Below are 25257 nucleotides of genomic sequence, written 5' to 3'. Positions count from 1 at the left end.
TCCACCAGCGTCACCGGGCCGAGCCGCAGCCCGTTGTGGAGGGCGAGGGTGCCGCACAGGATCAGCATGGTGGACCAGCGGAACGACGCCGGCGGGCCGGGCGCGACCCCCGTCGGCGCCCCGTGGTCCATCGCGCCGTCGCCCTACCGCAGCTCCTTCAGCACCCGGATCGTCTCGGGGTAGTAGTCGTCCATCGTGCCGTACAGCGCCGAGGTGACCCGGATCGGCCGAAGCCGCGCCACGGGGTCGTCGCCGGGGTCCGGAAAGGCGAGCTCGCCCGTCCCGGCCCTGAAGTCGAGGTTCGTGAAGCGGGAGGTCGAGGTGATGAGCTGGGCGACGTCGCACGTCTGGCCGTCGATGCTGGGGATCTCCTTGTAGAGGATGATCGGCAGGAAGTCGATGGTGGTGATGCGGTCGCCGCCGACCCGCGCGGACCCGTGGATCAGCTCGCGGCCGTTGCGCGAGACGCGCCCCCGCACCAGGCCCCGGGCCTCGGTGATCTCGGTCTGACCGAGCCGGGCCGGCCATCCCTGACCTTCGCGGTAGCAGGCGAGGCTCACCTCCGTGCTCGTGTAGAGGTAGGGGACGAACTGCCCGACGTGCTCGCCGTAGCGAGCCGGGATGCAGGGCATGGTGAAGTTGTGGGGCCCCATGCCGGTGACGTCGGGGCAGAGGAAGAAGCACATGGCCACGACGTTGCCGGGGACCGGCTCGAGCTCGGCCGGGAGCACCTCCCGGATCGCCGCCTCCTCGGCCTCGTACACGATGACCAGGACGACGTCGTCGGTGTACTGATAGGGCGGGAGCCCGTACAGTGGCCTGAGGAACGGCAGGCCGCGCGGCTTGGTCCCGCTGAGCCTCACCGGCCCGCCACGGGCATCCCGGTTCGAGTCGCTCATGTTCTCCCTCCTCGATGGCAAGGGTTGGGGGCCCCGCAACGCGCGGCTAGACCAGCGGCCAGGGGTAGCGCCGGCCGGTCGAGTCGACGGGGAAGCGGCGGCTCGCCAGGAGCGCCCGGGCCCGCGCGAGCAGCGCCTTCTGCTCGGCCGGCTCGAGGAGCTCGGCCAGCGGGGCCGGCAGGCCGCCCGCCATCAGCCGGCCGAGGTCGCGGAGGATGGCCGCCGGGATGGATTCGCCGCCGAACTCCCAGATGACCGTGCGCAGCTTCGGCTCGGCGTGGAAGCTCAGGCCGTTGTCGACGGCATAGATCCGGCCATCCGGGCCGAGCAGACAGTGCCCGCTCTTGCGGTCGGTGCTGTTGGCCACGATGTCGAAGGCGCAGATCTGCTTGAGGGTCGGGTGGTAGGCGGAGTTCTCGCGCAGGGTGAAGTAGTGCTGCTCGAAGTCAGCCGCCACGAAGAGCTGGAGCGACCCTTCCCCCAGGGGCCCGTCTCGCGCCACCGTCGGCGGGACCAGTCCCCAGCCGAGCGCTTCCGAGAGCTGGTACGCGGCGACCTCGCGCTTGTAGAGGCCCGGCGGAAAGTCCCACAGCGGCCGCTCGCCGCGGCCCGGCTTGTAGACGGCCTGGGCGGTGACCCCGTCGAGGCGGAGCTCGACCAGGAACGTCGCATTCGAGCTCCAGGGCATCCGGCCCCTGACGTCGACCTCGCCCCGGGTGAGCAGCTCCAGCGTCGTCGGTCCGGCCGGCATCGTCTCCCGGACCATCAATCGCGCCCGCGCCCGTTCAGCCGGGGACACACGTGCCCGCCGGGGTTCATCGGCCGCCCGCAGATCTGACAGGCCGGGCGTCCCGCCTTCATCAGCGCCCGCGCCTGCTCGACGAACGCCGCCGCCTGGACGCGGCTCACCTGGAGCCGGGCCGACGCGGGCTCCCCACTGGCCTCCGTGTCTTCTTCGTCGCGGAGCTCCTCGGCCATGATGACGATGCGGTCGCGCGTCTCGTCGTAGCCGATGCCCAGGGAGCGGACGGCCCAGGCGGCCTCGACGGGCTCGACCAGCCCCGGATCGCCCGACCCGGCCTCGGCCCGAGGCGAGGCCGCTCCCGGGAGCTGCGAGAGCAGGCTGGCCAGATACTCGGCGAGGGCGCCGACCTGCTCCTTCTCGACTTTCAAGGTCGCCACGACGCCACGCTCCCGCGCCTGGACGTAGAAGACCCGCTGGCCCGGCGGGCCGACCGTGCCGGCCGTGAAGAGATCGGGGGCCTCGAAGTCATAGGAGCGGCTCATCAGAGGTCGCCGCGCCTCATCCAGGCCTGGGTGGGACCAGATCGCCGTCCACCCAGTTCAGGGTCACCACCGTGGGGCCATCGGGGCGGTAGGCGATCGTGGTGACCGAGCCGGGCGAGACCGCGATCCGCTGGAACAGGTCGAGGTGCGTGCCCAGCGCGTGGGCGACGGCCGCTTTGATGGGATCGGCGTGGGAGACCGCCACGATGGTCCCGCCCGGGTGGCGGGCCACGAGGCCGGCCAGGGTCGAGGTGATGCGCGCCTGCATCTCGGTGAAGGACTCCCCGCCGGGGAAGCGGAAGCCGCTCGGGTACCGTTGAACGACCCGCCACTCCGGCCGCCGGGCCAGGGCCCGGAGCCTCGCCCCGGTCCACTGCCCGAAGTCGCACTCGTTGAGCCCCGCCTCGACCCGGAGGGGGAGCTTGCGGGCCTCGGCGATGGGCGCGGCCGTCTCCCGGGCGCGCTCGAGCGGCGAGGTGTAGACCGCCGTCACCCGCTCGAGCCGGGCCAGCCGGGCGGCGAGGGCCGCGGCCTGCCGGCGCCCGGCCGGCGAGAGGTGGAGCCCCGGGGCCCGGCCAGGCAGGGTGACGCCGGTCGTGGCCGTCCGCCCGTGGCGGACGAGCAGGACGAGCGCGGGGGACGGCGCCGGCTGTCGGGGCATGGGCCAGGATCATGGTACACGAGGGAGCGGCCGTGCTGCCGGGATGCGGTATGCTGGAGGCCCCGCCGGGAGCAGGACCGTGTCGCACTGAAGGCGATGATGAAAGGAGGCGAGCGATGGCCCGTGCCGTGTTTTCGGTCTTGGCGGTCCTCGTGAGCATGGTTCCGTTGTACGCCCGAGGTGAGACGGGGAGGGCCTACGAGCAGGGCCTGGTGATCAATATTCCTCAGGGTTCGACGTCAGCTCGCACCACGGTGTTCGCGGTCTCCGACATTCTCAGCAGGTGTCTCGTCATCGAGCACGTGTCGGCGGACGCGGGGGTGCCGATCGGACAGACTCTCCAGGTCTGGCTCATCACGCAGATCTTTGGTCAGGGCTACGAGGGGTTTCACACGACGCACACGCTGGTGGCGCACCCGCAGGGCACGTTTCCCCCCGGGGTGGCACGGTTCTCGGTGAGCCAGCCTATCCGCGCGCGCGCCGGCGGGACGTGCCAGGCCGTGCCGGTCGCGTTCCCGGTGCCGCAGACACACGGTCCCGCGGTCATGGTGCAGGCGCGGCGGAGTGGCTTCGGAGGGACCGCAACAGTCCAGGTGGCGCTATCCGGGTATTTCGTGAACCAGTAAGGCGCGTACTCGGACCCTGCCGGCAGGAAGCACGCCGCGTGCCCCCGGTGCGGGGCGACTCGGGAGGTCCCCGGTCGCGCTTCGGGTCCGAGGCGGCGGTCCCCTGCCGGGATGCGGTATGCTGGAGTCCGCGATGGGCAACACCTTCGGCCATCTCTTCCGCGTGACGACGTGGGGGGAGTCCCACGGCGGGGCGGTCGGCGTCGTCGTCGACGGCTGCCCGCCGCGGCTGCCGCTCGCCGAGGCCGACATCCAGCCGGACCTCGACCGCCGGCGACCGGGCCAGAGCCTCCTCGTGAGCCAGCGCAAGGAATCGGACACGGTCCGGATCCTGAGCGGCGTGTTCGAGGGGCAAACCCTCGGCACCCCGATCAGCCTGTCGATCCCCAACGAGGACATGCGGCCCGGCGATTACCGGGAGATGCAGGAGAAGTATCGGCCGAGCCACGCCGACTACACCTACGCGGCGAAGTACGGCGTCCGCGACTGGCGGGGCGGCGGGCGGACCAGCGCCCGCGAGACCGCCGGGCGCGTGGCGGCGGGCGCCATCGCGCGGAAGCTCCTCGCCCACCGCTACGGGGTCGACATCGTGGCCTGGGTCGGCAAGGTGGGGCGCATCGTCGTGGAGTGCGACGTCGAGAAGGTCAGCCAGGCCGAGGTCGAGCGGACGCCGATCCGCTGCCCCGACCTCGCCGTCGCCGAGCGCATGATCGCGGCGGTGGAGACGGCGCGCAAGGAAGGCAACTCGCTCGGGGGCCTCGTCGTCTGCGCCGCCCGGGGCTGCCCGCCGGGCTGGGGCGAGCCGGTGTTCGACCGGCTGGAGGCGGACCTGGCCAAGGCGGTGATGAGCCTGCCGGCCAGCAAGGGCTTCGAGATCGGCTCGGGGTTCGCCGGGACCGACCTCACCGGGCTCGAGCACAACGACGAGTTCTACATGGACGGCGACCGTGTCCGCACCCGGACCAACCGGAGCGGGGGCGTGCAGGGCGGCATCACCAACGGCGAGACCATCTACTTCCGGGTGGCCTTCAAGCCCACCGCCACCATCCTCCACGAGCAGGACACGGTCACCGTCCGTCACGAGGAGACCACGATCCAGGGCCGCGGCCGCCACGACCCGTGCGTGCTGCCGCGGGCGGTGGTCATGGTCGAGGCGATGACCGCCCTCGTCCTGGCCGACCACGCCCTCCGCCACGAGGCCGTCCGACCCCGCTGAGTCATTTCGGGGGGGTCTCGGAAGACCCCCCCGATGCCCCCCCGTCGTGGCGGCGGCGAAGCCGCCGCTCGGAGCACTCCTCGATGCACCACGCGCTCGGTGGCCGGCGCCGGGTTAATCAAGCCTTCGTGATCGGAGGGGGCCGTCCGACCCCCTCCCAGGATCTACAAGCGTCGGGCGAGCACGGCGGCTTCCAGGATCACGGTCTCGGTCGGCCGCGCCGCCGAGGCGTCCCCGACCAGGTGCGCCTCGACCTGTCCCCGCAGCTCGTGATAGAGGCCATCCTCGGGAACCCGCCGGAGGAGTGAGACCACCAGGGCCGCGATGCCCGGCCGCTCGACCTCCTCACCCGTGAAGACGCCGCGAAGCCGGACGGTTCCCCGGGAGGCTCCGCGAAGGTCGTGGTTCGGCGTGAACGTCACGCCGGCCCGCAGGAGCTCGCGGTAGAACGGGGGCAGGTTGGACGGATCGAGCCGGATCCCCACGTGGAGGGCGGGCGTCACGATCTCGACCGGGACTCCCCGCTGCGCGAGGAGGAGGGCCGCGCCCGGCCCGCGGGAGCGGCCGTCGTCGTCGAAGACGACGACCGGCCCCGCCGGGTTCGCCCCGTCGAGTATCGCGTCGGCGGCGAGCACCGGCATCCCGTCCAGCGCGACTTCGGGGAAGGCCGGGTGGGAGCCGGTGGCCACGACGACCGCGTCGGGCCGCTCGCGCAGGACGGCCTCGGGAGTCGCCCGAGTCTCGCACCGCGTCTCGACGCCCAGGCGGGCCAGCGTGCGCCGGTAGTAGTCGACGATCCCGCGCAGCTCCTGCCGATGCGGGATGGCGGCTTCGAGACGAAGATGCCCGCCGATCTCGGCCGTCGCCTCGAACAGGATGACCCGGTGACCGCGCTCGGCCGCCACGCGGGCCGCCTCGAGGCCGGCGGGGCCTCCGCCCACGACGGTGATCCGGCGCGCCGGATCGGCCCGCCGCACCGGCTCCAGCTCGGTTTCCCGGCCCCCGCTCGGGTTGTAGATGCAGGCGACCGGCTGGTGATGCCCGTACCGTCGCGCGATGCAGACGTTGGCCCCCACGCAATAGCGGATCTCGTCGAGCCGCCCCTCGCGCGCCTTGGTCGGCAGCTCCGGATCCGCGAGGATCGCGCGCGTCATCGCCACCAGGTCACAGGCGCCGTCGGCGATGAGCCGCTCGGCCATCTCGGGCCGGACGACCCGGCCCGCGTACAGGATCGGCAGCCCGTCCGCCACCTCGCGCATGGCGCGGGCATACTCGGCGTAACACCCCTGTGGCCACCAGTGCCCGGGGACGACCGCGGCCTGGGCCCACGGCGTCATCCCGGCGCCGCCCGAGACGCTCAGGTAGTCGAGCCGGCCGGACGCGACCAGGCGCCGGGCGATCTCCCGCAGCGTGGGCGGCTCCAGGCCGCCCTCGACGAACTCGTTCCCGCTGATCCGCAGGCCGACGATGAACGAGGGCCCGACGGCCTGCCGGATCGCTTCCAGCACCTCGAGGCTGAAGCGCAGCCGGTTCTCCAGGGAGCCGCCATATCGGTCCGCCCGGCGGTTGCTGAGGGGCGACCAGAACTGGTCCGGCAGGTGGTTCGCGTAGGCCACGAGGTCCACCCCGTCGGCGCCCGCCTCCTGGGCCCTGCGCCCGGCGGCGGCATAGGCGGCCACGATCTCGGCGATCTCCGCCTCGGTGAGGGCTCGCGGGTTCTCGGCACTCACCGGCTCGGGGATCGGCGACGGGGCGAGGAGGGGGTCCGGCCGATCGCCGGAGCTGCCGCGGCGTCCCCAGTGAGTGAGCTGCGGGATGTACGCCGCGCCGGCCGCGTGGACGACCCGGGCCAGGCGGGCGAGCCCGGCCGCGGCCTCGGGGCGATAGAGCTCCAGGCCGCCGGCCCGGGTCGGAGACGTGGGATGGACGGCACCGCCCGCCGGCCCCATGACGAGGCCCGCGCCGCCCTCGGCCTTGGCGGCGAAGTAAGCGACCATCCGCGCGGTGACGAGGCCGGCGTCGGCCATGCCGTCGCTGTGCGGCGTGCTGACGATGCGGTTCCGGAGGGTCACGCCCTTCAGCAGAAGCGGCGCGAAGAGGTGAGGAAACATGGTGCTCCCGGCGCTCCCTCCTTCCGGTCGGCCGGTGGCCGAGCAAGGCGAGGGTAGAGCACCCCGGCCCACCACGCAAGGCTCACCGTGCGGCGAGGCCCCGGGGCCCGAGCGTCGCGATTCTCGCCGGTCCCCCTTGCACCCCCCTGGCACGGCGGCTACGCTTGACGCACCCAGCCGGCGGGAGGGCGCGACTGACACGTGCCCCGCGAGGCTCAGCCTCCGTCCCGCGCGGTGGCCGCGCGAGTTTCGATCTGCCGCTCGTCACAGGAGGGGTGACATGGCGCACTCACGCATCCGATGGCTCGTCACGGGAGGCATCCTGGCAGGAATCCTGAGCCTGCCCGCCGGGAGCCGCGGCGACCCGGAGCCGCGGCACGGCGGCAACCCCACGCTGATCCACGCTTGCCTGCGGACGTCAGACGGCCTGGCCCGCGTCGTGGCGCCGACCGCCGGGTGCCGCGTCGGCGAGCGGGCCGTCCACTGGGCGATCGTCGGACCGCGAGGAGCCCGCGGGCCCGGAGGGCCGCAGGGCCCGGCCGGCCCCGAAGGCCCTCAAGGGCCGGAGGGCCCTCAAGGGCCGGAAGGCCCTCAGGGGCCGGAGGGCCCGGCCGGCGCCGAAGGCCCTCAGGGGCCGGCGGGGCCCCCCGGGGCGGCCGCGACGAAACTCTGGGCGGTCGCCAACGGCACCGGCGCACTGGCGCGTCAGAGCGGCGTCACCTCGTTCGCGCGGACCGCGGTGGGGCGATACGAGGTGATCTTCAACCGGGACGTTCGGACCTGCGCGTATCTCGGGACCATCGGGACGCCAACCACGACGCTCTCGCCTCCCGGCAAGGTCGTCGTCGCCCAGAAGCTGGCGAACCTGCACGGCGTCGTCGTGGCAACCTTCGACAACGCCGGGGCCGCCGCGGACCGCTCGTTTCACCTGGCGGTCTTCTGCTGAGGCAGCCGGCGGCCAGTGCTCCTCGAGCCGCCCCGAGCGGAAGCTCGGCCGTCCGGTCTCGGCGGCTCTACCGGTCCGCCGTGCGAATGGCCGCCGCCCCGCCCTTCACCTTGATCCGGATGCCGGTGTCGCGCAGGGTGCCGCCCGCCAGCTCGAACACCTGCAGGTCCCGCTCGACCATGTTCCCGACCACGATGGTGCGCCCATCGGCCGAGAACGCGACGCCCTGCGACCAGTGGCCGATGGGCGCCTCGGCCAGGCGCGTGAGCGTCGTCCCGCTCAGGCGGAGCAGGACGAGCGTGCCGGCGTCATTGTAGAAGTTACCTTCCGGGTCGGTCAGGGGGGCCAGGATGAGGCGAGGGTAGAGCACTCCGGCCCGCGACGCAAGGCGGGCCCTTGACAAAGCCATCCCGCTCCCTGCGAATGAAGGGGACCAACGCCGGGCGGCGGACCGGAGGAGGCACGGGCGTGCTGGACAAGGGGGGACTCCTCGAGACGTGGAGGCTCACCAAGCGGTTCGGCGGGCTCACGGCGGTGGACGGTCTCGGGCTGGCCATCGGCGACGGCGAGATCCGGGGCCTGATCGGGCCCAACGGCTCGGGCAAGACCACGACGATCAACCTGATCTCCGGCCTCTACCGCCCCGACGCCGGCCAGATCTACCTCCGCGGCGAGCGGATCGACCGTCTGCGCCCGCACGAGATCACCGGCCGCGGCGTGGCCCGCACGTTCCAGATCCCCAAGCTCTTCGGGAACATGACGGTCCTCGAAAATGTGCTGGTGCCGGCCCTGGCCGAGCTCGATCGGGGAGCGGGCCGCCCGCGGCCTGAGATCCTCGCCCGGGCGCGCCAGCTGCTCGCCTTCGTCACCCTGGACGGCCTCCGTCACGCCCTGGCCAAGGAGCTGTCCGGCGGCCAGAGCATGCTGATCCAGATCGCCCGTGGCCTCATGGTCCACCCGCTGCATCTCTTCCTGATGGACGAGCCGTTCGCCGGCGTGCACCCGACGATCAAGGACACCATCATGGAGGCGATCGTCTGGATGAACCGGCAGGAGGGAGTGACCTTCCTCATCGTCTCCCACGAGATGGCCACTCTCCGTCGACTCTGCCCGCGGGTGTCGGTGATGCACGAGGGGCGCCTCATCGCCGAGGGCTCGTTCGAGGAGGTCGCGAACCACTCGCTGGTGCTCGAGGCCTACCTGGGGCGCTAGCGATGGCGCTCCTCGAGCTGGACGGGATCGTCGCCGGCTACGTCGAGGGGATCGATGTCCTGAATGGCATCCGGCTCCGGGTCGAGCCGGGGACGATCACCGGCATCATCGGACCCAACGGGGCCGGGAAGTCGACGCTCCTCAAGACGATCTTCGGGTTCCTGCACCCGCGCCAGGGCCGGATCCGGTTCGCGGGGCGCGAGATCCAGGCCCTGGCCCCCCATCGGATCAAGCGGCTCGGCCTGAGCTATGTGCCGCAGGGCGCGAACATCTTTCCCCAGCTCACGGTGCAGGAAAACCTCCTGCTCGGGAGCTGGGTCTTCCGGCGCGATCGGTCGCGGGTCGCCGCGATGGTCGAGCGCGCGTACGCCGAGTTCCCGAGCCTCCAGGGGAAGCGCCGCCTGCGCGCCACGGCGCTGAGCGGCGGCGAGGCCAAGATGCTCTCGCTGGCCAAGGAGCAGGCCAGCGAGCCGCGCCTCCTCCTGGTGGACGAGCCGTCGGCCGGCCTCGCTCCACGCGTCGCCCAGCAGGCCTACGCGCGCCTGCTGGAGGCCCGGGCGGCGGCCGTGACGATCCTCCTGGTCGACCAGAACATCACCAAGGCGGTCGAGGTTTCCGACTACCTCTACCTGCTCGAGATGGGCCAGGTCCGTCGCGAGGGGCCACGGGCCGCCTTCGCCGACCAGCTCCGCGAGCTGATCCGGGACGCCCTCCTCGGCGTCTGAGCCGGTGCCCCGCGCGCGCCGTCTCGGCTGGTGCCTCGTGGCCTACGCCGCGCTGGCCTGGCTGCCCTGGGTCGTCTCGGAGTATCACGCCCACGTGCTCGTCACGAGCTTCTACTACGTGATCCTGGCCCTCGGCTGGAACCTCCTGGCCGGCTATACCGGGCAGTTCTCCCTGGCCCACCACACCTTCGCCGGGATCGGCGCCTACACCTCCGCCCTGCTGGTCCAGCACGCCGGCGTGCCGATCCTGGTCGGCGTGGCGGCCGGGGTCGGCGTGGCGGCCGGGGTCGGCTACGGGCTCGGGACCCTCTGCCTCCGGATGCGGGCCATCTATCTCGCGCTGGCCACCTGGGCGTTCGCCGAATCGATCCGGCTCCTGATCACCGTGGAGTACCAGCTCACCCGCGGCGATCTCGGCCTGCGCACCCCGTTGCTCTTCGGCACGCCGCGCCCGACCGCCTACTACTATCTCTTCCTCGGACTGGCCCTGGCCGCGCTGCTGGCGGCCTGGGAGATCGTCCACTCCCGGATCGGCGCCTACCTGCGCGCCATCCGGGATGACGAAGAGGCGGCGGCGGTCATGGGCGTGGACACCTTCAAGTGGAAGCGGTTCGTCTTCGCCGTCTCGGCGGTGTTCGCGGCCACCGCCGGCGGCTTCCAGGGGCACTACGTGGGGCTGCTCTCGCCGGCCCCGATGAAGTTCAACGAGATGGCGATCGTGGTCATCATGGTGATCGTCGGGGGCCTCCGGACCTTCGCCGGTCCGGTGATGGGGGCGCTCTTCATCGAGTTGCTCTCGGAGGCGCTCCGCCCCTGGGGCGAGCTGCGCATGGTCCTGTTCGCCCTGCTGGTGATCGTGGTGGCCCGCGCCTACCCCCCGGGCCTCGCCGGCCTCGCCGCGGCCGCCGGCCGCCGCCTGGCCGCCCGGATCCCGCGCCTCGCTCCGGTCCTCACGGCGCGGAAGCTCCCGGACTGAGGGCCCGGGGTTCGCACGGGATCTCGTCTCACTCGAGGAAGCGTTCCTGGAGGTCGGGGGTCGGCATCATGCAGGCGTCGCGCCGGCCGAACCAGCGGTAACGGTTCCTCGCCACCACCCGGTAGAGGAGGTCGCGGAGCGGCCGGGGAACGACGATGAGCCCGTAGAGCAGCGGCCAGAGCCCGGACAGCCTCCGGGCGATCCGCAGGGACGCCGTCGAGCGGGTGAACACGCGATCGCCCTCGATGAGGACCAGCGTGTCCAGCACATCGGTCGGCAGACCGAACGTCCGGAGCAGGGCCGCCCCGGCCGTGGATTGCAGCGCCGCAAAGCGAAACTGCCGGCTCGGGTCCCGCTTCACGATGAACAGGACCGAGCCGTTGCAGAGCTGGCAGACCCCATCGAACAGGACGATGGGGCGGCCGGACGCGCCGCCCACCGGAGCCCTCACACCGTGCGCTCGCGCTCGCCGAAGAGGCCGGTGGGGCGGAACACCAGGAGGGCGATGAGCAGCACGAAGCCGTAGAGGTCCTTGTAGGCCGCCGAGAGGAAGACCGAGCCGAGCGCTTCGATCACGCCGAGCAGCAGGCCGCCGACGACGCTCCCGCCGATGGAGCCGAGCCCACCGATGACGATGATCTCGAACCCCTTGAAGGTCGAGATCGCCCCGTTCTCGGGATAGACCAGGAAGTCCGGCGCCAGGAGCGCCCCGGCCGCGGCCGCCAGGGCCACGCCCACGCCGAAGGCGAGCATGTCGAGGCGGAGGACGTCGATGCCGGCCGTCTGGATCCCCACGCGGTTCTGGGCGGCGCCGCGGAGGGCCCGGCCCACCCAGGTCGTCTTGATGGCGAGGGCGAAGAGGCCCAGGAGGATCAGGGTGGCCACCAGGGCCACGAACCGGTTCCCCGAGATCGGCAGCGTGCCGAGCATCCGCGGGCGGGCGTAGTCGCGGGGGGCGTACTGGTTCGGGCCGCCGAGGACGATGGCCAGGTTCCGGAAGAACACCATGAGCGCGATCGTGACGACGGTCGCGTACTCGTCGCGCCGCTCGATCATGCCCACGAACATCGGCCGCAACAGGACTCGCTGGACGACCAGGCCGAGCAGGAAGACCGTGCCCATCGCCAGGGGCAGGGCGAGATACCACCGCTCGGGGCCGAGCACGGTCGCCAGCAGCGCGTACTGGACGTAGCTGCCGATCATGTAGAACTCGCCCATGCTCCAGTTGATCATCTTCATGACGCTGTAGATGAAGGTGATCCCGAGGGCCATGAGGCTGTAGAGCAGCCCGATGACGATGCCGGAGAGGACGTACTGGGAGAGGAGGTGCGCGTCCACCGGGGATGCCCCTCATCCGCGAAGGGGCGGCCAGTGCCTCAGCGCTTGGGCGCCGGCACCATGTCGGCGGTCTTGAACTCGGCCGGGAAGACGATCTTGGCCTCGGCGAACGGCATGTCGGGCTTGGTGTACTGCATGAAGAGCATCGGCGGCGTCCACTGCTGCCAGTAGGGCCCCTCGCCGCGCGTGAAGCCGATGGTGGCGTTCCAGCCCTCGAATTTGTTGGCCAGGAGGCCCTTGACCAGGTCCTCGCCCTTGTCGCTCTTGGCCGCGTTGAGGGCGTCGGCCAGCAGGAGGACCTGGGCGTACCCGTTGAGGGCGCCGTAGACGGGGTCCTCGTTGAACTGCTCGCGGTACTTCTTCCGCATGGCCTCGCCCCGCGCGGTGAGCTTCATCGTCGGGTGGTAGTACGCGATGAACACGAGGTAGGTGCCCTTGTCGGCCAGGTTCTTCCAGTACTCGGGCCGGGCCGGCAGGTCGTAGGAGACCAGCATGGGCACGGCCGGGAAGAGCCCGACGTCGTACGCCTGCTTGATGATCAGGTAGACCGGGGTGCCGACCCCGACGTTCAGGACGAGGTCGGGATTCCAGCTCTTGATCTCGAGGAGCTGGGGGGTGAGATCCACCGACGTCCGGTCGAAGATGATCGTCTTCAGCTCCGCCTTGACGTCCATCGTCTTGAACAGGCTCCGGGTCTCCTCGACGACGCCGACCCCGTAGTCCGTGTTCTCGGCGATGAGGGCGACCCGCTTGAAGCCCCGCTCCTTGATCCACTGGTTCCAGAGCCGCACCCGGTCCGGGTCGATGACGTGCGTGCGGAAGGTGTAGGTGAGGTGCCGCTCGGTGATCCCCCGCGCCGAGGCCTGGGTGGCGAAGATGGGGATCTGGAACTGCTCGGCCAGGGCCTGCACCGCCGTCATCACCGAGCTGTGGAACTGCCCGATGACGGCGACGACCTGGTCCTGGGTGGCGAGCTTCCGGAAGGCCGCCGCGCCCTTCTCGGGCGTGCCGGAATCGTCCTCGATGACCAGCTCGACCTTCCGCCCGCCGAGCACCCCGCCCCGGGCGTTCACGTCGTCGGCGGCCATCTTGGCGCCCCGGACGATGAACTGCCCGGCGCTCGCATCCCCTGGCGGGGACAGCGGCGTCAGCACCCCGATCCTGGCCGGTTTCTGGGCCAGCACCGGCGTGACGAGCCCGGCCACCACCAGCGTCACCAGGACCCCGATCCCGACTCGTCTCGTCATGGCGTGTCTCCTCTGGCCCCGGTATCGCGCGTGCAGGTCACGCGCGCCGGGCATATCGTTCCAGCTTGGCCTCGTCGAGGGTGACGCCGAGCCCGGGGCCGTCAGGCACGAGGACGTGACCGTCCTGGTACCGGATCCCCTCGCGGGTCAGGTCGTCGGCGAGCAGGAGCGGGCCGAAGAGCTCGCACCCCTCGGTCACCACGGGGGTGGAGGCGGCGAAGTGCGCATAGGCCGCCGTGCCGATCGCGGTCTCGATCATGTTCCCGACGTAACACGGGACACCGGCCGCCTCGGCGATGGCGGCCGCCTGCTTGGCCCGCAGGAGCCCGCCCGCCTTGGTCAGCTTCAGGCTCCAGACGTGCGCCAGGTGGAGCCGCGCGGCCTCCAGGCACTCCTGGATCGTGCCGACGCTCTCGTCGGCCATGATCGGCAGCCGCGAGGCCGCGGTGATCCGGGCCATCGCGGCGCGATTCCAGCGCGGCACCGGCTGCTCGAGGAGGTCGATCCCGGTGGCCTCGAGGCGCGGGAGCAGCCGGAGCGTGGTCGGCTCGTCCCAGCCCTGGTTGGCGTCGGCCCGGACCCGGACCGGCGGCGGCAAGGCGGCGGCGATCCGCTCGAGGCGGCCCAGGTCCTCGGCAGCCGGCCGCACGCCCACCTTGACCTTGAAGAGGGTGCTGCCCCCGTCGGCCCACGTCCGGGCCTCGGCGATCTCCTGGTCCGTGTCGCCGGTGGCCAGGCTCCAGCTGTAGGGGATGCGGTCCCGGACCACGCCCCCGAGGAGTGCGCTCACCGGCACCCGAAGGGCCCGGCCCATCAGGTCGAAGCAGGCGAACTCGAGCGCGGCCTTGGCGAAGTGGTTCCCCTTCGCCGCACGATCCATCTCGCGGAGGAGGCGCTCGACCTGGAACGGGTCCTGGCCGAGCAGGACGGGCGCCAGGTAGCGGTCGATGACGGCCTTGACCGTCTCGGCGGACTCCTCGTTCCAGGTGGGGCCGCCGGGGATCGCCGCTTCCCCCAGCCCCTCGAGCCCGGCGTCCGTCCGCATGCGGACGATCACGAAGTTCTGGAGGGTCACCGTCCCGAACGACATGGCGTGGGGCCGGCGCGTCGGGATGTCGACCATGATGGTCTCGATCTCCCCGATCTTCATGCCCACTCCGCGACCACCACCACGCCATCCCGCGGCCGGCTCGTCATGGCGATGATGATGGCGGACGAGCGGCCGCAGGATCAAGAGGGCGGGCCTCGCGCATCTGCGCTTCGGCGCGCTCGATCGCCGCCCGGACCTCGCCGTCCACCTCGGCGTCCAGCTCCGCGTGGAGCCGCTCGTCCACGAGGCTCTTGGCCTCGAGGTACCGGCGGAAGCGCACGAGCGGCTCCTTGGCCTCCCACTCGGCCACCTCGGCGTCGCTCCGGTACCGGGAGGCATCGTCCGCGGTCGAATGCGCGAGGAGGCGATAGGTCACCGCCTCGATGAGCGTCGGGCCGCCACCCTGCCGGGCGCGCTCCACCGCCTCGCGGGTCGCGACGTAGACGGCGAGGAGGTCGTTCCCGTCCACCTGGACGCCCGGGAAGCCGTAGGCGACGGCTTTCTGGGCGAGCGTCGGGGCCCGGGTCTGCCGCGCGCGCGGGACCGAGATGGCCCACTGGTTGTTGATGCACACGAAGACGAGCGGGACCTGGAAGATGCCGGCGAAGTTCAACGCCTCCTGGGTGTCGCCGTGAGAGCTGGCCCCGTCCCCGAAGTAGCAGAGCGTCACGCTCTCCTCTCGCTTGTAGCGGGCGGCGTAGGCGACGCCCACCGCGTGCGGGACGTGGCTGCCCATGGGGACGCACACGGGCAGGTCCCGGAGGCCGTCGGGGGGCCGCGTGCCCTCGGTGAAGCCGGCGTAGAGGAGGATCAGGCTCTCCAGCGGCCAGCCACGCCACACGTAGGCCGGCCACTCGCGCCAGACGGGCACCAGCCAGTCGGTCGGGCGGAGCGCGTACACGCTCCCCAGGATCGCGGCCTCGTGGCCGCGGGCGGGCAGATAGGTCCCGATCCGCCCCTGCCGCTGCAGGCGAAGCATGCGCTCGTCGAACCGGCGGGCCAGGAGGCAGGTCCGGTACAGGCGCTGGAGGTCGCCCGGCGGGATCTCCGGCTCCAGCGTCCGGTCGACGGCGCCCTCGGCGTCGAGGATGGAGAGGCACTCGATGGCGGGCAGATCGACTCGCTGCCGTGGCATCGCTGAGACTGGCATTGTAGCCCGGGGCGGCGGAGCGCCGCAACGAGGGCCGCGATTCACGCCGACGCTTGGTGCCCCCGTCGGGCGGCTGATACAATCGACTCGCCGTGACGCGTTTCACGCGGCCGAGCGGGCTTCGGGCGTCCGACGAGGTGGCGATCGTCGCGCCGGCCGGGCCGTTCGAGCGCGAGACCTTCGAGGCGGGGCTCCGCGTCCTCCGCGTCCGCTACCGGCCGGTCTTCGACCAGGGCCTCTTCGCCCGGACGCGCTACCTGGCCGGCGACGATACCCGGCGACTCGACGAGCTGACGGCCGCGCTGGCCGACGATTCGGTGCGCGCGGTGTTCGCGGCCCGCGGCGGCTACGGGAGCATGCGGCTCCTCCCCGGGCTCTGGCCGAAGCTCCGGGCCTCGGCCTTCCGGCCCAAGCCGGTGATCGGCTTCTCGGACCTCACCGCGCTCCACCTCGCGCTCCAGGCCGTCGGCTGGGTCAGCGTCCACGGCCCGGTCCTCACCCAGCTCGGCACCCAGTCCCCCGAGGCCGTCGACCGGCTCTTCCAGCTCCTGGAGGCGACGGGGTCGCTGGCGCCGCCGCTCTCCGGCACCCCGCTCGTCGGCGGCGTCGCCGAGGGGCCCCTCCTCGGCGGCAACCTCTCGGTGCTGACGCGCCTGCTCGGCACGCCCTACCTTCCCCCGCTGGAGGGGGCGATCCTGCTGCTCGAGGACGTCGGCGAGCGGCCGTATCGCCTCGACCGCCTGTGGACCCACCTCGCCCTGGCCGGCGTGTTCGACCGAGTGCGCGGAATCGCGCTCGGCGAGTTCACCGACTGTGAGGAGCCGGGCGGCGAGTACACGAGCGCCGAGGTCCTGGCGACGCTGGCCGCCGAGATCGGGCTCCCGTGCGTCGGCGGCTTCCCCATCGGCCACGGGACGGTGAACCTGCCCGTCCCCCTCGGCAGCCGCGTCCGGCTGGACGCGGGCGCGGGGACCCTGACGTTTCTGGAGCCGGCGGTCGCCGCCGGGGAATCACGGTGAGCGCGCGGCTCCAGACGCTCCTCGACGAGGGCGTCGCCTCGGGGATCTTCCCCGGCGCGGCGGCCCTGGTCCTGCGCGGCGGCGAGTGTCTGTTCGAGGGCGCGGCCGGGGATGCCACCGCGCGAACGCTCTTCGATCTCGCCTCGCTCACCAAGGTGATGTGCACCACCGCCGCCTTCCTCTCGCTGTGGGGCGAGGGCAAGCTCGAGCCCGACACGCCGGTCGCGCGCTATGGTCCGGACTCGGCCGCGGGGCGGGCCGGCGTCACGTTCGGCGACCTGCTCTACCACCGCGCCGGCCTCCCGGCCTTCAGACCCTTCTTCGCGCCGGTGATGCGGGAGGAGCCGCGGCTCTTCGCCCGCGACTGCGACCCTGCGCGGCGGGCGGCGGCCCGCCGGGCGGTCGTCGACCAGGCGCTGGCGACGCCGCCGGCCGAGCCGCCCCGGGCGCGCGCGGTGTACAGCGACGTGGGCTTCCTCGTCCTCGGGGAGCTGCTCTCGGTGGCGGCGGGCGTCCCGCTCGACGCGCTCTTCGCCGAGCGCGTGGCGGCGCCCCTCGGGCTCGCCGCGCGCTTCCGGCGGCTCTCGGCGCCCCCGGCCGGCCCGGAGCCGGCCACGATCGCGTCCACCGGGGCGACGCGTCCTCGCGAGGCGGCCCCCGGCCAGGAAGGGCTGTGGGCGCCGATCGGGCCGTATCCGTCGGCCCCCGGCGAGGTGGACGACGACAACGCCTGGGCGATGGACGGCGTGGCCGGGCACGCCGGGCTCTTCGGGACCGTCGGGGACGTCGCGGCGTTCGGCCGGGCGGTGCTGGACGAGCTCGCCGGCGCCGGACGGGTCGCGCCGGGTGGACTCTGGGAGCGCGCGCTCCGGCGGGACGGCGAGACGCCCGGGAGCAGCCGCGCCCTCGGCTTCGACACCCGGCTGCCCGGTGACGCCCCCGCCGGGTCATCCGCCGGCCGCCTCCTGGGTGCCCGCCCGCCCGGCGCCGTCGGCCACCTCGGCTTCACCGGCACGAGCGTGTGGATCGACCGGGCCCGCGGGCTGGTCGTCGCCCTCTGCACCAACCGGACCGCCCGCGGGCGCGCCGAGACCCGCATCCGCGCCTTTCGCCCGCGCTTTCACGACGCGGTGGTCGAGGGTCTCGGGCATGGCGCCTGATCCGGCGCCGGGCGCGCGGCTCGCCGACGACGGGGTGGTCCTCCCGGCCGTGGACCGCCGGAGCGTCCGGCGCATCCACTTCGTGGGCGTGGCCGGGACCGGGATGGGCTCGTTCGCGGGGATGCTCAAGACCGCGGGCTACGAGGTGACCGGGAGCGACCAGAACGTCTTCCCGCCGATGAGCGAGATGCTGGCGGCCTGGGGCATCCGCGTGCTGACGCCGTACAGCCCGGCCAACCTCGACGCCGCCAAGCCGGACCTGGTCATCATCGGCAACGTCATCCGCCGCGTGAACCCCGAGGCCGGCGAGGTGCGGGCCCGCCGCCTGCCGCAGATGAGCTTCCCGGCGGCGCTGGGTAGCTTCTTCCTGGACGCGCGGCACGCGGTGGTGGTCGTCGGCACCCACGGGAAGACGACGACCGCGGCGCTGATGGGACACGTGCTGGTGGAGGCGGGCCGTGACCCCTCCTTCCTGGTCGGCGGGGTCCTCCGGAACTACGCGGCGAACTACCGGCTCGGCGCCGGCCCCCACTTCGTGGTCGAGGGTGACGAGTACGACACGGCGTACTTCGACAAGGGGCCGAAGTTCCTCCACTACCGACCGCGGACGGCGATCCTCACCAGCATCGAGCTGGACCACGCCGACATCTTCCGCGACCTGCCCCACTACGAGTCGGCCTTCGAGCGCTTCGTGGGGCTGCTGCCGCCGGACGGCCTGCTGGCGGTCAGCGCCGCCTACCCGAATGCCCTGCGGATCGCGCGCCGCGGCCCGGCGCGGGTCGTGACCTATGCCGCCGCCCATGATGCGGCCGCGGACTACACGGTGCGTGACCTGGCGCTCGATCCGGAGGGCGCGCGCTTCGACGTCCTCGAGCGCGGCCGGGTCATCGGCCCGATGCGCCTGCCGCTCGGCGGCGCCCACAACGTGGAGAACGCCCTCGGCGTGGTGGCGGCCGCCCTGGGCCTCGGCCTCGCGCTCGAGGAGGTCCGGCACGGCCTCGCGACGTTCGCCGGCGTCCGCCGGCGGCAGGAGCTGCGGGCGGAGGTGGGCGGGGTCACCGTGATCGACGACTTCGCCCACCACCCGACCGCGGTCCGGGAGACCCTCGCCGCCATCCGCGCCCGCTACCCCGGCCGGCGCGTGTGGGCGGTGTTCGAGCCCCGCTCCAACACCAGCCGCCGCAACATCCATCAGGACGAGTACGCCTTGGCCTTCGCCGGCGCCGGGCGGGTGAGCCTCAAGATCCCCGAGCCCCACGACATGGTCCCGGCCGACCAGCGGCTGGACGTGGCCCGCCTGACGGCGGCGCTCGGCCGCCAGGGGATCGAGGCGGAGGCCGAGCCGGAGGTCGACGCGCTGGTCCTGCGCGTCGCGCGCGGACTCCGGCCGGGCGACGTCGTCCTGGTCATGAGCAACGGCGCGTTCGGGGGCTTCCTGGACAAGCTCCTGGCCGCCCTCGGGCACCCTCCGCCGTGAGGGCGCCGCCGCTCAGGGCTTGGGCGTGGGCTTGGTGGCGGGCGGCTCCAGGAAGAGCTGGCTCAGACGGAAGTAGTAGGTCAGGATGTCGAAGTACCCGACCACGCGTCCTCGCTCCATGATCGCGTCCGGCCAGACGTCCAGCAGCACGACGGTGGGAAAGCGATCGATCCGGAGCGACTGCACCATCTTCGAGACGTTCTTGTGCTGGTCGTCCTGCTCGTAGTCGATCCGCGCGAAGACGGCCTTGTCGCCGAGCGCGTTGACTTCCGGGCTGGCGAACGGACCGGCCTCGATCCGGTCGCACCACTGACACGCCCGCTGGTAGAAGTACACGACCAAGGGCTTCTTGACCTGCAGGGCCTCCTCGAAGGCTCCGTACAGCGCGGTCCGCCAGTGGATCTTCGCCGCCGACGCGGGCTGCGGGGTCGGCCGGCCCTGAGACGGCTCCTGGGCCAGCCGGACCTGCGAGTCGGCCGGGGAGCTCGCGAGCAGGCCGGCGGCGACCAGCCCGGGGAGTATCGAGACGATCAGGCGCCTCACGCGTGCCTCCTTGTCGAGAGTAGAGCCTAGGGCCGGGGTCGGCTCGCGTCAAGCGGCCGAGCTCGCCGGCCGAGCTCGTCCCCCGGCGATCCCTTGACAGCGCCGGGGCCCGCTTCTATGGTGGGACGCACCCGATCGATTCCGAGCACGCTCGTCCCCGGGAGGCACCATGCACGCTCGGGATGGAGGGCGTGGTGCTCTCCCAGCTCCAGCAGCTGATCCCGCAGATCACGGCCATCAACGTGCCCGTCTCCGGGGCCGGCAACCTGGTGTACGTCCAGGTCCGGAAGGACATGGAAGGGCTGGGAGTCAACGCGGCGCTGGCGGCGCTCGGGGCCTATCGCTTCAAGTGCGCGATCGTGGTGGACGAGGACGTGGACATCTACGACGACCGCAAGGTCATCTGGGCCATGATGACCCGGACTCAGGCCGACCGCTCGTTCTTCGTCGTGCCGGGATCGTACATCTCGCGGGTCGATCCCACCGGCTACCCGCCCTGGCACTCGGCCCCGGGCGGCAGCCGCCTCCTCAGCACGCGGCTGGGGATCGACGCCACCAAGTCCCTGGACCCCGGGTTCCCGGAGGTGGCCGAGCCCCCCCGGGATCTATGGAGCCGGCTCGACCTCCGCGACTACCTCGGGTAGCCGCATCCGCCACCTTCTGGCGCGTGTCTCACTGGGCCTTTTCCAGCTCGGTGGCGTGGCGCTGGAGCACCTCGCTGATGGCGCGGAGCATGTCGGCGCGGAACCGCATGATGCGGGCCGCCGCCTTCGGGTCGTGGACCATGAGGTGCTCGAGGTGGTCTCGACCTCGCATCCCGGGCATGCCGCTGTGCATTCCCATCATGCCGCCGCCCATCATGCCGCCGCCTCGGCCCCCGCCCATCCCGCCTGTCGGCGCTCCGCCGGGCGTCATCGGCACCGGTCCGGGTCGCGCCTCCTGGGCGGCGCCTACGGCGGGGCCCGCGATGAGGATGATGGCGGCGGCGGTCACGAATCCTCGACGCATGGCAGTCCTCCTCCGGCGACGCGCGCCCCCGGGGGTCACGGCGGGTCGTCTTGGGCCGCACTAGATCACCGGAGTCGGCAGGGCGTCAAGTCCCGGGCCGCCATCGCGGCTGGGGCGGATACGTCAGCCTTGCCGAGGCGCTCGGGCTGGCGGGCGGCTCGCCACGGCGGCTTCACGAAACTTTACGCAGCGCACAAACGCGCTTAACGGCGGGGCTCCATCCTCGGAGGCGAGCGGGCCGAGAGCCCGCGCAACCCCAAACGAGGAGGAGTCGAGCCATGACGCGACGGACGGTGATCGGGATGGTGGCCGGGGTGACGGCGGGTCTGGTGGCCGGAGTGGGCGCCGTGGCCTTCGGCGCTCACGCCGGGGGCCGGCACGGGATCATGAAGCGGATGATCGTCTCGGCGATCGACGAGGCGCTGGACGAGGCCCGGGTGACGCCGGATCAGCGCACCGCGATCCATGGAGCGCGCGACCGCGTCTTCGCGACGCTGGAAGCCCAGCGGGCGACCCGGCGGGCGCACCTGGAAGAGGCGCTCCGGCTGTTCGAGGCCGATGCGGTCGATCCGGCCCGGGTCGAGGCGCTCCACCAGCAGGCTGACGCCGAGCGGGAGCGCGTCCGGGACACGATCCACCAGGCGCTGGTCGAGGTGCACGACGTCCTCACCCCGGCCCAGCGCAAGGCCCTGGCCGACTATGTGCGGGCGCATCGGCTGAGCCACCTGCACTGACGGCCCGGACGCATGTCGAACCGCGTGGCCGCGCTGCTCATCGACGACGACGCGCGCCTGGGCGCCCTGGTGGCGGAGTATCTCGGCAAGAACGAGATCGACGTCGCCGTCGCCGGTGATGGGGAGCGCGGCCTCGCGGCCCTCCGGAAGCGGCACTTCGACGTGGTGCTGCTCGACGTGATGCTGCCCGGGGCGGACGGCCTGGAGGTGTGCCGCCGCATCCGGGCGGCCCCCGAGCTGCAGGCGATCCCGGTGGTCATGCTCACCGCCAAGGGCGACGACGTCGACCGGATCGTGGGGCTCGAGCTGGGGGCCGACGACTACCTCGCCAAGCCCTTCAATCCCCGCGAGCTGCTCGCCCGCATCCGCGCGGTGCTGCGGCGTGCCGCCGGGCCCGGCGCGCCGGCGGGCCCGGGTGTCCCGGCCGGCCCCCGGCGCTTCCGCTCCGGCGAGCTCGCGATCGACTTCGACGCCCGCGAGGTCACCGTCGGCGGGCGGCGTCCCGTGCTCACGCACTACGAGTTCGAGCTCCTGGCCGCCCTGGCCCGGGCGGCCGGCCGCGTGCTCTCGCGGGAACAGCTCCTCGACGCCCTCAAGGGGGAGGCCTACGAGGCCTTCGATCGCTCGATCGACGTGCACATCTCGAAGCTCCGGGCCAAGCTCGAGGTGAACCCCAGGGCGCCGCGCCACATCAAGACGGTGCGGGGCGTGGGTTACCGGCTGTCCCGCGGCGAGGGTTGACCGTGCCGCGCCTGTACTGGCGCATCTACCGGCATTTCCTCGGCGTGCTCCTGATCGTCGGGCTCGCGGCGACCATCGCCTTCGCCGTCGGCCAGCGCAGCGTGTTCCAGCGTCAGGTCGCGGAGCGGGGAGCCCGCCACGTCGCCGCGCTCGTCGCCGAGAGCTTCGCCCATCCGGACGAGCTGAACCGGCGGGTTCGCCAGCTCCACGACGATCTCGACGTCGACGTGACGGTCCGGGATGCCGACGGGCGGCGGATGGTCGCCGCCGGCGCCGAGCTCCGGATGCTGACCCCGAGCGAGCTGGCGGACCTCCGCGGCGGGAGCCTCCTGACGCGTCCCGCGCCCTGGTTCGTGGCGACCGCGGTCCGGGCGCCGGGCTCCGGCGCGGTCGTCGGGTTCGTCGAGGTCTCGGCTCCCCGGCCCCTGCACGCCGCCACCTTCTGGCGGCCCGGGCTCACCGTGGCCCTCGTGCTGCTCATCGTCGCGGTGGCCGCCGCTCCGCTGGCGCGCCGGATCTCCCGGCCGGTGGAGCGCCTCACCGAGGCGGCGCGGCGCCTCGGCCGCGGCGAGCTCGCCTACCGGGTCCCCGAGGAGGCGGGCCGCGGGTTCCGTCGCTGGTGGCCGGGGCGGAAACCGCACCACGACGAGCTGCGGGAGCTGACGCGCGCCTTCAACGACATGGCCGAGCGCGTCGAGCGCCTGGTGGGCGGGCAGAAGGAGCTCCTGGCCAACGTGTCGCACGAGCTGCGCTCCCCCCTGGCGCGCATCCGGGTGGCGCTGGCCCTCCTCCCGCGTGACGGGGAGAGCGAGGCCCGTCTGCGGGTCGTGGAGGATGACCTCGCCGAGCTGGAGCGGCTGATCGACGACGTCCTGACCACCGCCCGACTGGAGGCGACGGGACTCCCGCCGCACCTCGGCTCCGTGGATATCCGCCGGCTCCTCGCCGAGCTGGCCGAGCGGGCCGGCCACGACCCGTTGACCGCGGGCATGGTCGTCCGCGTGGTCGAGGGGCCGCCGCTCGCCATCGTCGCCGACGGTGTGCTGCTCAAGCGGGCGGTCTGGAACCTCGTGGAGAACGCCGCCAAGTACGGCGCTCCGCCGATCACGCTCGGCGCGGTGCGGGAGGGCGACCGGGTCCTGCTCAGCGTCGAGGACGAGGGGGAGGGGATCGCCTCGGCCGAGCGCGAGCGCGTGCTGGCGCCGTTCTACCGGCTGGACCGCGCGCGCACCCCGAGCGGGAGCGGGACGGCCTCTCACGGCTTCGGGCTCGGGCTCACCCTGGCGCGGCGCGTCGCCGAGGTGCATGGCGGGCGCATCGAGATCGGCGCGACGACGGGGAGCGGCGGGTCGGAGCGGGGCTGCCGGGTGGCCCTCGTGCTGCCCGCCGAGCCGCCAGGGCCGGGCGGTCGCGCCGCTCAGAATCCGTGAGCAACCCGGGAGGTGCTCTCGCGCCCACACACGATCGCCGACCGCGGAAGGGTCCGCTCCGTTGCGGCGGCTTTGCCGCCGCAACCCCGTTCCTGGGGGAGGTGCCGGAGGGGGCCGTCGAGGCCCCCTCCGGTTGGGCTCAGGGCGTGCTGGCGTGATGCCGGCGGACGAACTCGTCGAACGGGCCGGAGATGCGGATGACCTCGTTGAGCGGCCAGGCGCCGCGGATGATGGCGATCACGAGGAGATCGCCGGCGATGCCGCCGCGGCGCGTGTCGGGGGTGATCGGGACGAAGCCGAGGCCGCGCGGCGCGTCGCCGTCGGTGAAGCTGGCGAACGGAAGCCGCGTCCCCTCGGGCGTGACGGCGAACACCTGCGCGCCGTGGCGGTCGGCCACGAAGAGGGTGCCGCCCGGGCTGAGGCCGATGCCGGCCGGTACCGGCCCCCGCAGCAACAGGCTCGGCACGCCCTGGGGGCTGACTCGCCAGATCTCGCCCGGTCCTGGCTGCCAGGGGGCCTCGGCGTTGGCGTCGCTCCCGATCCACAGATGGTCTCGCTCGTCGACGGCCAGGACCCGCGGGCGGGTCACCGCGACGTAATGCGGCTCGAGAATCCGCCCGTTCGGGTCGAGCCGGACCACGAGGCCCCGCTCCCGATCGGCGACGAAGAGGTTCCCGGCCGCGTCCACGGCGGCGCCCTCTGGCTGCCGGAGCACGGGCGGCACGCCCCGGGCCGGCGTGCCCCCCGCGAAGAGCTCGGCGCGTCCGTCCACCATGCGGTAGAGGACCCCGAGCATCCGGTCCCGGTCGAAGGTGGTGACGAACAGCTCCCGCCCGCCGCGGATCGCGGCCACCTGGGGATTCCGGAGCGGCGGCCCGTGGAAGTAGCGCGCCTCGGTGCCGGGACCGAGCCGGGCGCCGCCGAGGGGAATGCGGTAGAGAGGCCACAGGTCGTCGCCCTCGCCACCGATGGCCCCGAGATAGCGGCGCCCGGTGCGGGCGAGGTAGAGGACGCCCGCCTGGTCGACGGCGAGCGTGGACGACGCGGGGATGCCCCGGGCCCCGCGGGTCGTGCCGGCGTCGAACCCTTCCCCGGCCACGTAGACCTGCGCCGTGAACCCGGGCGGGAGCTGGACCTCGGCGGCGGCGGCGGCCGGCCACAGGACGAGGAGCGCGATCAGCGCGCGGCCCACGGCTAGCATTTCGGGGGGGTCTCGGAAGGGCGATAATCAGCTTGACTCACCTAGCCCTGTCAGGTCAGAATCGTGCCATGAGGATTCTGGCCGGCGGGGGCATGGTGGCGACGAATCGGGCGACGGCGGAGCGGATGACGACCCAGCCTCTCGGCGGGGGGCAGCATGATCCCGCTCGTCATCCGTCGCGGTGTGTCTCTTGAACAACTCTGGCCGACGCTATTCCCGCCCGGCCTTCGAGCCAAGGGATTGATGGTCAAGCTCTGTACTGCCTACATCGACGAGAGTGGTACATCCGGACCCATCATGGTCGCCACGGCCTGCATCGGTGATCGTGACAAGTGGTCGCGCTTTGAGCGCCGATGGATTCGCATGCTTGATACTGAAATGCCAACCGTCCCGCCGCGCAAGCGCTTCTTCCATATGCTCACGTTCAACAAGCGGGAAGATCAGTTTGAGGGGTGGGATG

At 72.6% G+C, this 25257-nt stretch carries 28 protein-coding genes; 14 read left to right on the top strand and 14 right to left on the bottom strand.

Features of this window, described 5'->3' with window-relative positions; all coding sequences use genetic code 11:
* Positions 1-143 precede the first annotated feature (143 nt).
* Genes VGW35_10820 through VGW35_10805 form a run of 4 tightly spaced genes read right to left on the bottom strand, consistent with a single transcriptional unit; the run spans position 144 to position 2847 of the window.
* Positions 144-899, bottom strand: a complete 756-nt coding sequence (locus tag VGW35_10820; GenBank protein ID HEV8308149.1) for an acetoacetate decarboxylase family protein — start codon at positions 897-899, stop codon at positions 144-146.
* A 46-nt stretch (positions 900-945) separates the two neighbouring features.
* Entirely contained in the window at positions 946-1650 is a 705-nt protein-coding gene (locus tag VGW35_10815; GenBank protein HEV8308148.1) for an SCO1664 family protein, read from the bottom strand.
* 14 nt (positions 1651-1664) lie between these two features.
* On the bottom strand, positions 1665-2186 hold the full coding sequence (locus VGW35_10810; protein ID HEV8308147.1) for a DUF3090 family protein: 522 nt from the start codon (positions 2184-2186) through the stop codon (positions 1665-1667).
* Between the two features lie 16 nt (positions 2187-2202).
* Positions 2203-2847, bottom strand: a complete 645-nt coding sequence (locus VGW35_10805) for an MSMEG_4193 family putative phosphomutase (GenBank protein ID HEV8308146.1) — start codon at positions 2845-2847, stop codon at positions 2203-2205.
* Positions 2848-2963: 116 nt separating this feature from the next.
* Between VGW35_10805 and VGW35_10800 the strand changes: the two genes are divergently transcribed.
* Positions 2964-3473 carry a hypothetical protein gene (locus tag VGW35_10800; protein HEV8308145.1) on the top strand — a complete coding sequence of 170 codons (510 nt, stop codon included), beginning with the start codon at positions 2964-2966 and terminating at the stop codon, positions 3471-3473.
* 133 nt (positions 3474-3606) lie between these two features.
* On the top strand, positions 3607-4689 hold the full coding sequence (aroC, locus tag VGW35_10795; protein HEV8308144.1) for a chorismate synthase: 1083 nt from the start codon (positions 3607-3609) through the stop codon (positions 4687-4689).
* A 164-nt stretch (positions 4690-4853) separates the two neighbouring features.
* Here the strand turns inward: aroC and VGW35_10790 are convergent, their stop codons facing one another.
* Positions 4854-6800 (bottom strand): NAD(P)-binding protein, encoded by a 1947-nt coding sequence (locus tag VGW35_10790; protein ID HEV8308143.1) that lies wholly within the window; start codon positions 6798-6800, stop codon positions 4854-4856.
* A gap of 280 nt (positions 6801-7080) precedes the next feature.
* On the opposite strand from VGW35_10790, the gene VGW35_10785 reads away from it, so the two are divergent.
* Positions 7081-7746 carry a hypothetical protein gene (locus VGW35_10785; protein HEV8308142.1) on the top strand — a complete coding sequence of 222 codons (666 nt, stop codon included), beginning with the start codon at positions 7081-7083 and terminating at the stop codon, positions 7744-7746.
* A gap of 67 nt (positions 7747-7813) precedes the next feature.
* On the opposite strand, the gene VGW35_10780 is transcribed toward VGW35_10785, so the two are convergent.
* Positions 7814-8116, bottom strand: coding sequence for a hypothetical protein (locus VGW35_10780; GenBank protein ID HEV8308141.1), 303 nt, complete (start codon positions 8114-8116; stop codon positions 7814-7816).
* Positions 8117-8214: 98 nt separating this feature from the next.
* Between VGW35_10780 and VGW35_10775 the strand changes: the two genes are divergently transcribed.
* Genes VGW35_10775 through VGW35_10765 form a run of 3 tightly spaced genes read left to right on the top strand, consistent with a single transcriptional unit; the run spans position 8215 to position 10659 of the window.
* Positions 8215-8958, top strand: a complete 744-nt coding sequence (locus VGW35_10775) for an ABC transporter ATP-binding protein (protein ID HEV8308140.1) — start codon at positions 8215-8217, stop codon at positions 8956-8958.
* Positions 8959-8960: 2 nt separating this feature from the next.
* The gene (locus VGW35_10770) at positions 8961-9683 is read left to right on the top strand and encodes an ABC transporter ATP-binding protein (GenBank protein ID HEV8308139.1); all 723 of its coding nucleotides are present in this window, start codon (positions 8961-8963) and stop codon (positions 9681-9683) included.
* Between the two features lie 4 nt (positions 9684-9687).
* Positions 9688-10659, top strand: coding sequence for a branched-chain amino acid ABC transporter permease (locus tag VGW35_10765; protein ID HEV8308138.1), 972 nt, complete (start codon positions 9688-9690; stop codon positions 10657-10659).
* Between the two features lie 28 nt (positions 10660-10687).
* Here the strand turns inward: VGW35_10765 and VGW35_10760 are convergent, their stop codons facing one another.
* Genes VGW35_10760 through VGW35_10740 form a run of 5 tightly spaced genes read right to left on the bottom strand, consistent with a single transcriptional unit; the run spans position 10688 to position 15469 of the window.
* Positions 10688-11098 (bottom strand): thiol-disulfide oxidoreductase DCC family protein, encoded by a 411-nt coding sequence (locus VGW35_10760; protein HEV8308137.1) that lies wholly within the window; start codon positions 11096-11098, stop codon positions 10688-10690.
* Positions 11099-11106: 8 nt separating this feature from the next.
* Entirely contained in the window at positions 11107-11997 is an 891-nt protein-coding gene (locus VGW35_10755) for a branched-chain amino acid ABC transporter permease (GenBank protein HEV8308136.1), read from the bottom strand.
* A gap of 38 nt (positions 11998-12035) precedes the next feature.
* Complete coding sequence (locus VGW35_10750; GenBank protein HEV8308135.1) at positions 12036-13244, bottom strand: ABC transporter substrate-binding protein; 1209 nt, start codon at positions 13242-13244, stop codon at positions 12036-12038.
* Between the two features lie 37 nt (positions 13245-13281).
* Positions 13282-14394 (bottom strand): muconate cycloisomerase family protein, encoded by a 1113-nt coding sequence (locus VGW35_10745; protein HEV8308134.1) that lies wholly within the window; start codon positions 14392-14394, stop codon positions 13282-13284.
* Positions 14395-14437: 43 nt separating this feature from the next.
* Positions 14438-15469: a thiamine pyrophosphate-dependent dehydrogenase E1 component subunit alpha gene (locus VGW35_10740; GenBank protein HEV8308133.1), complete on the bottom strand. Its 1032-nt coding sequence runs from the start codon at positions 15467-15469 to the stop codon at positions 14438-14440.
* Between the two features lie 107 nt (positions 15470-15576).
* Between VGW35_10740 and VGW35_10735 the strand changes: the two genes are divergently transcribed.
* Genes VGW35_10735 through VGW35_10725 form a run of 3 tightly spaced genes read left to right on the top strand, consistent with a single transcriptional unit; the run spans position 15577 to position 19140 of the window.
* The gene (locus VGW35_10735) at positions 15577-16503 is read left to right on the top strand and encodes an LD-carboxypeptidase (GenBank protein HEV8308132.1); all 927 of its coding nucleotides are present in this window, start codon (positions 15577-15579) and stop codon (positions 16501-16503) included.
* Positions 16500-17663, top strand: a complete 1164-nt coding sequence (locus VGW35_10730) for a serine hydrolase domain-containing protein (GenBank protein ID HEV8308131.1) — start codon at positions 16500-16502, stop codon at positions 17661-17663. Before VGW35_10735 ends, VGW35_10730 begins: the two co-directional genes overlap by 4 nt.
* A complete protein-coding gene (locus VGW35_10725) occupies positions 17653-19140 on the top strand; it encodes a Mur ligase family protein (protein ID HEV8308130.1) in 1488 nt (495 codons plus the stop codon). The genes VGW35_10730 and VGW35_10725 overlap by 11 nt, the downstream gene beginning before the upstream one ends.
* A gap of 12 nt (positions 19141-19152) precedes the next feature.
* Here the strand turns inward: VGW35_10725 and VGW35_10720 are convergent, their stop codons facing one another.
* Entirely contained in the window at positions 19153-19683 is a 531-nt protein-coding gene (locus tag VGW35_10720) for a thioredoxin family protein (GenBank protein HEV8308129.1), read from the bottom strand.
* Between the two features lie 191 nt (positions 19684-19874).
* Here VGW35_10720 and VGW35_10715 point away from each other — a divergent pair, with 191 nt between their 5' ends.
* Positions 19875-20327: a hypothetical protein gene (locus VGW35_10715; GenBank protein HEV8308128.1), complete on the top strand. Its 453-nt coding sequence runs from the start codon at positions 19875-19877 to the stop codon at positions 20325-20327.
* A 28-nt stretch (positions 20328-20355) separates the two neighbouring features.
* On the opposite strand, the gene VGW35_10710 is transcribed toward VGW35_10715, so the two are convergent.
* Positions 20356-20691: a hypothetical protein gene (locus VGW35_10710; GenBank protein ID HEV8308127.1), complete on the bottom strand. Its 336-nt coding sequence runs from the start codon at positions 20689-20691 to the stop codon at positions 20356-20358.
* A gap of 278 nt (positions 20692-20969) precedes the next feature.
* Here VGW35_10710 and VGW35_10705 point away from each other — a divergent pair, with 278 nt between their 5' ends.
* Genes VGW35_10705 through VGW35_10695 form a run of 3 tightly spaced genes read left to right on the top strand, consistent with a single transcriptional unit; the run spans position 20970 to position 23596 of the window.
* Positions 20970-21425, top strand: a complete 456-nt coding sequence (locus VGW35_10705; protein HEV8308126.1) for a periplasmic heavy metal sensor — start codon at positions 20970-20972, stop codon at positions 21423-21425.
* A gap of 12 nt (positions 21426-21437) precedes the next feature.
* Positions 21438-22166, top strand: a complete 729-nt coding sequence (locus VGW35_10700; protein ID HEV8308125.1) for a response regulator transcription factor — start codon at positions 21438-21440, stop codon at positions 22164-22166.
* 2 nt (positions 22167-22168) lie between these two features.
* The gene (locus VGW35_10695) at positions 22169-23596 is read left to right on the top strand and encodes an ATP-binding protein (GenBank protein HEV8308124.1); all 1428 of its coding nucleotides are present in this window, start codon (positions 22169-22171) and stop codon (positions 23594-23596) included.
* Between the two features lie 139 nt (positions 23597-23735).
* Here the strand turns inward: VGW35_10695 and VGW35_10690 are convergent, their stop codons facing one another.
* Positions 23736-24797: a hypothetical protein gene (locus VGW35_10690; protein HEV8308123.1), complete on the bottom strand. Its 1062-nt coding sequence runs from the start codon at positions 24795-24797 to the stop codon at positions 23736-23738.
* A 156-nt stretch (positions 24798-24953) separates the two neighbouring features.
* Between VGW35_10690 and VGW35_10685 the strand changes: the two genes are divergently transcribed.
* Positions 24954-25257: hypothetical protein (locus VGW35_10685; GenBank protein ID HEV8308122.1), on the top strand; the 304-nt coding region annotated here is incomplete at its 3' end.

Source organism: Candidatus Methylomirabilota bacterium, assembly GCA_036005065.1.
In the GTDB taxonomy this organism is placed as follows: domain Bacteria; phylum Methylomirabilota; class Methylomirabilia; order Rokubacteriales; family DASRDR01; genus DASYQW01.
The sequence above is the reverse complement of the archived record's forward strand: the minus strand, read 5'-3'. Positions and strand labels throughout refer to the sequence as shown.

Bases quoted from the DNA above. Each gene is read 5' to 3' on its own strand.
- VGW35_10820 (HEV8308149.1), bottom strand. From the start codon at position 899: ATGAGCGACTCGAACCGGGATGCCCGTGGCGGGCCGGTGAGGCTCAGC.
- VGW35_10815 (HEV8308148.1), bottom strand. From the start codon at position 1,650: ATGCCGGCCGGACCGACGACGCTGGAGCTGCTCACCCGGGGCGAGGTC.
- VGW35_10810 (HEV8308147.1), bottom strand. From the start codon at position 2,186: ATGAGCCGCTCCTATGACTTCGAGGCCCCCGATCTCTTCACGGCCGGC.
- VGW35_10805 (HEV8308146.1), bottom strand. From the start codon at position 2,847: ATGCCCCGACAGCCGGCGCCGTCCCCCGCGCTCGTCCTGCTCGTCCGC.
- VGW35_10800 (HEV8308145.1), top strand. From the start codon at position 2,964: ATGGCCCGTGCCGTGTTTTCGGTCTTGGCGGTCCTCGTGAGCATGGTT.
- aroC (HEV8308144.1), top strand. From the start codon at position 3,607: ATGGGCAACACCTTCGGCCATCTCTTCCGCGTGACGACGTGGGGGGAG.
- VGW35_10790 (HEV8308143.1), bottom strand. From the start codon at position 6,800: ATGTTTCCTCACCTCTTCGCGCCGCTTCTGCTGAAGGGCGTGACCCTC.
- VGW35_10785 (HEV8308142.1), top strand. From the start codon at position 7,081: ATGGCGCACTCACGCATCCGATGGCTCGTCACGGGAGGCATCCTGGCA.
- VGW35_10770 (HEV8308139.1), top strand. From the start codon at position 8,961: ATGGCGCTCCTCGAGCTGGACGGGATCGTCGCCGGCTACGTCGAGGGG.
- VGW35_10750 (HEV8308135.1), bottom strand. From the start codon at position 13,244: ATGACGAGACGAGTCGGGATCGGGGTCCTGGTGACGCTGGTGGTGGCC.
- VGW35_10745 (HEV8308134.1), bottom strand. From the start codon at position 14,394: ATGAAGATCGGGGAGATCGAGACCATCATGGTCGACATCCCGACGCGC.
- VGW35_10740 (HEV8308133.1), bottom strand. From the start codon at position 15,469: ATGCCACGGCAGCGAGTCGATCTGCCCGCCATCGAGTGCCTCTCCATC.
- VGW35_10725 (HEV8308130.1), top strand. From the start codon at position 17,653: ATGGCGCCTGATCCGGCGCCGGGCGCGCGGCTCGCCGACGACGGGGTG.
- VGW35_10710 (HEV8308127.1), bottom strand. From the start codon at position 20,691: ATGCGTCGAGGATTCGTGACCGCCGCCGCCATCATCCTCATCGCGGGC.
- VGW35_10705 (HEV8308126.1), top strand. From the start codon at position 20,970: ATGACGCGACGGACGGTGATCGGGATGGTGGCCGGGGTGACGGCGGGT.
- VGW35_10700 (HEV8308125.1), top strand. From the start codon at position 21,438: ATGTCGAACCGCGTGGCCGCGCTGCTCATCGACGACGACGCGCGCCTG.
- VGW35_10690 (HEV8308123.1), bottom strand. From the start codon at position 24,797: ATGCTAGCCGTGGGCCGCGCGCTGATCGCGCTCCTCGTCCTGTGGCCG.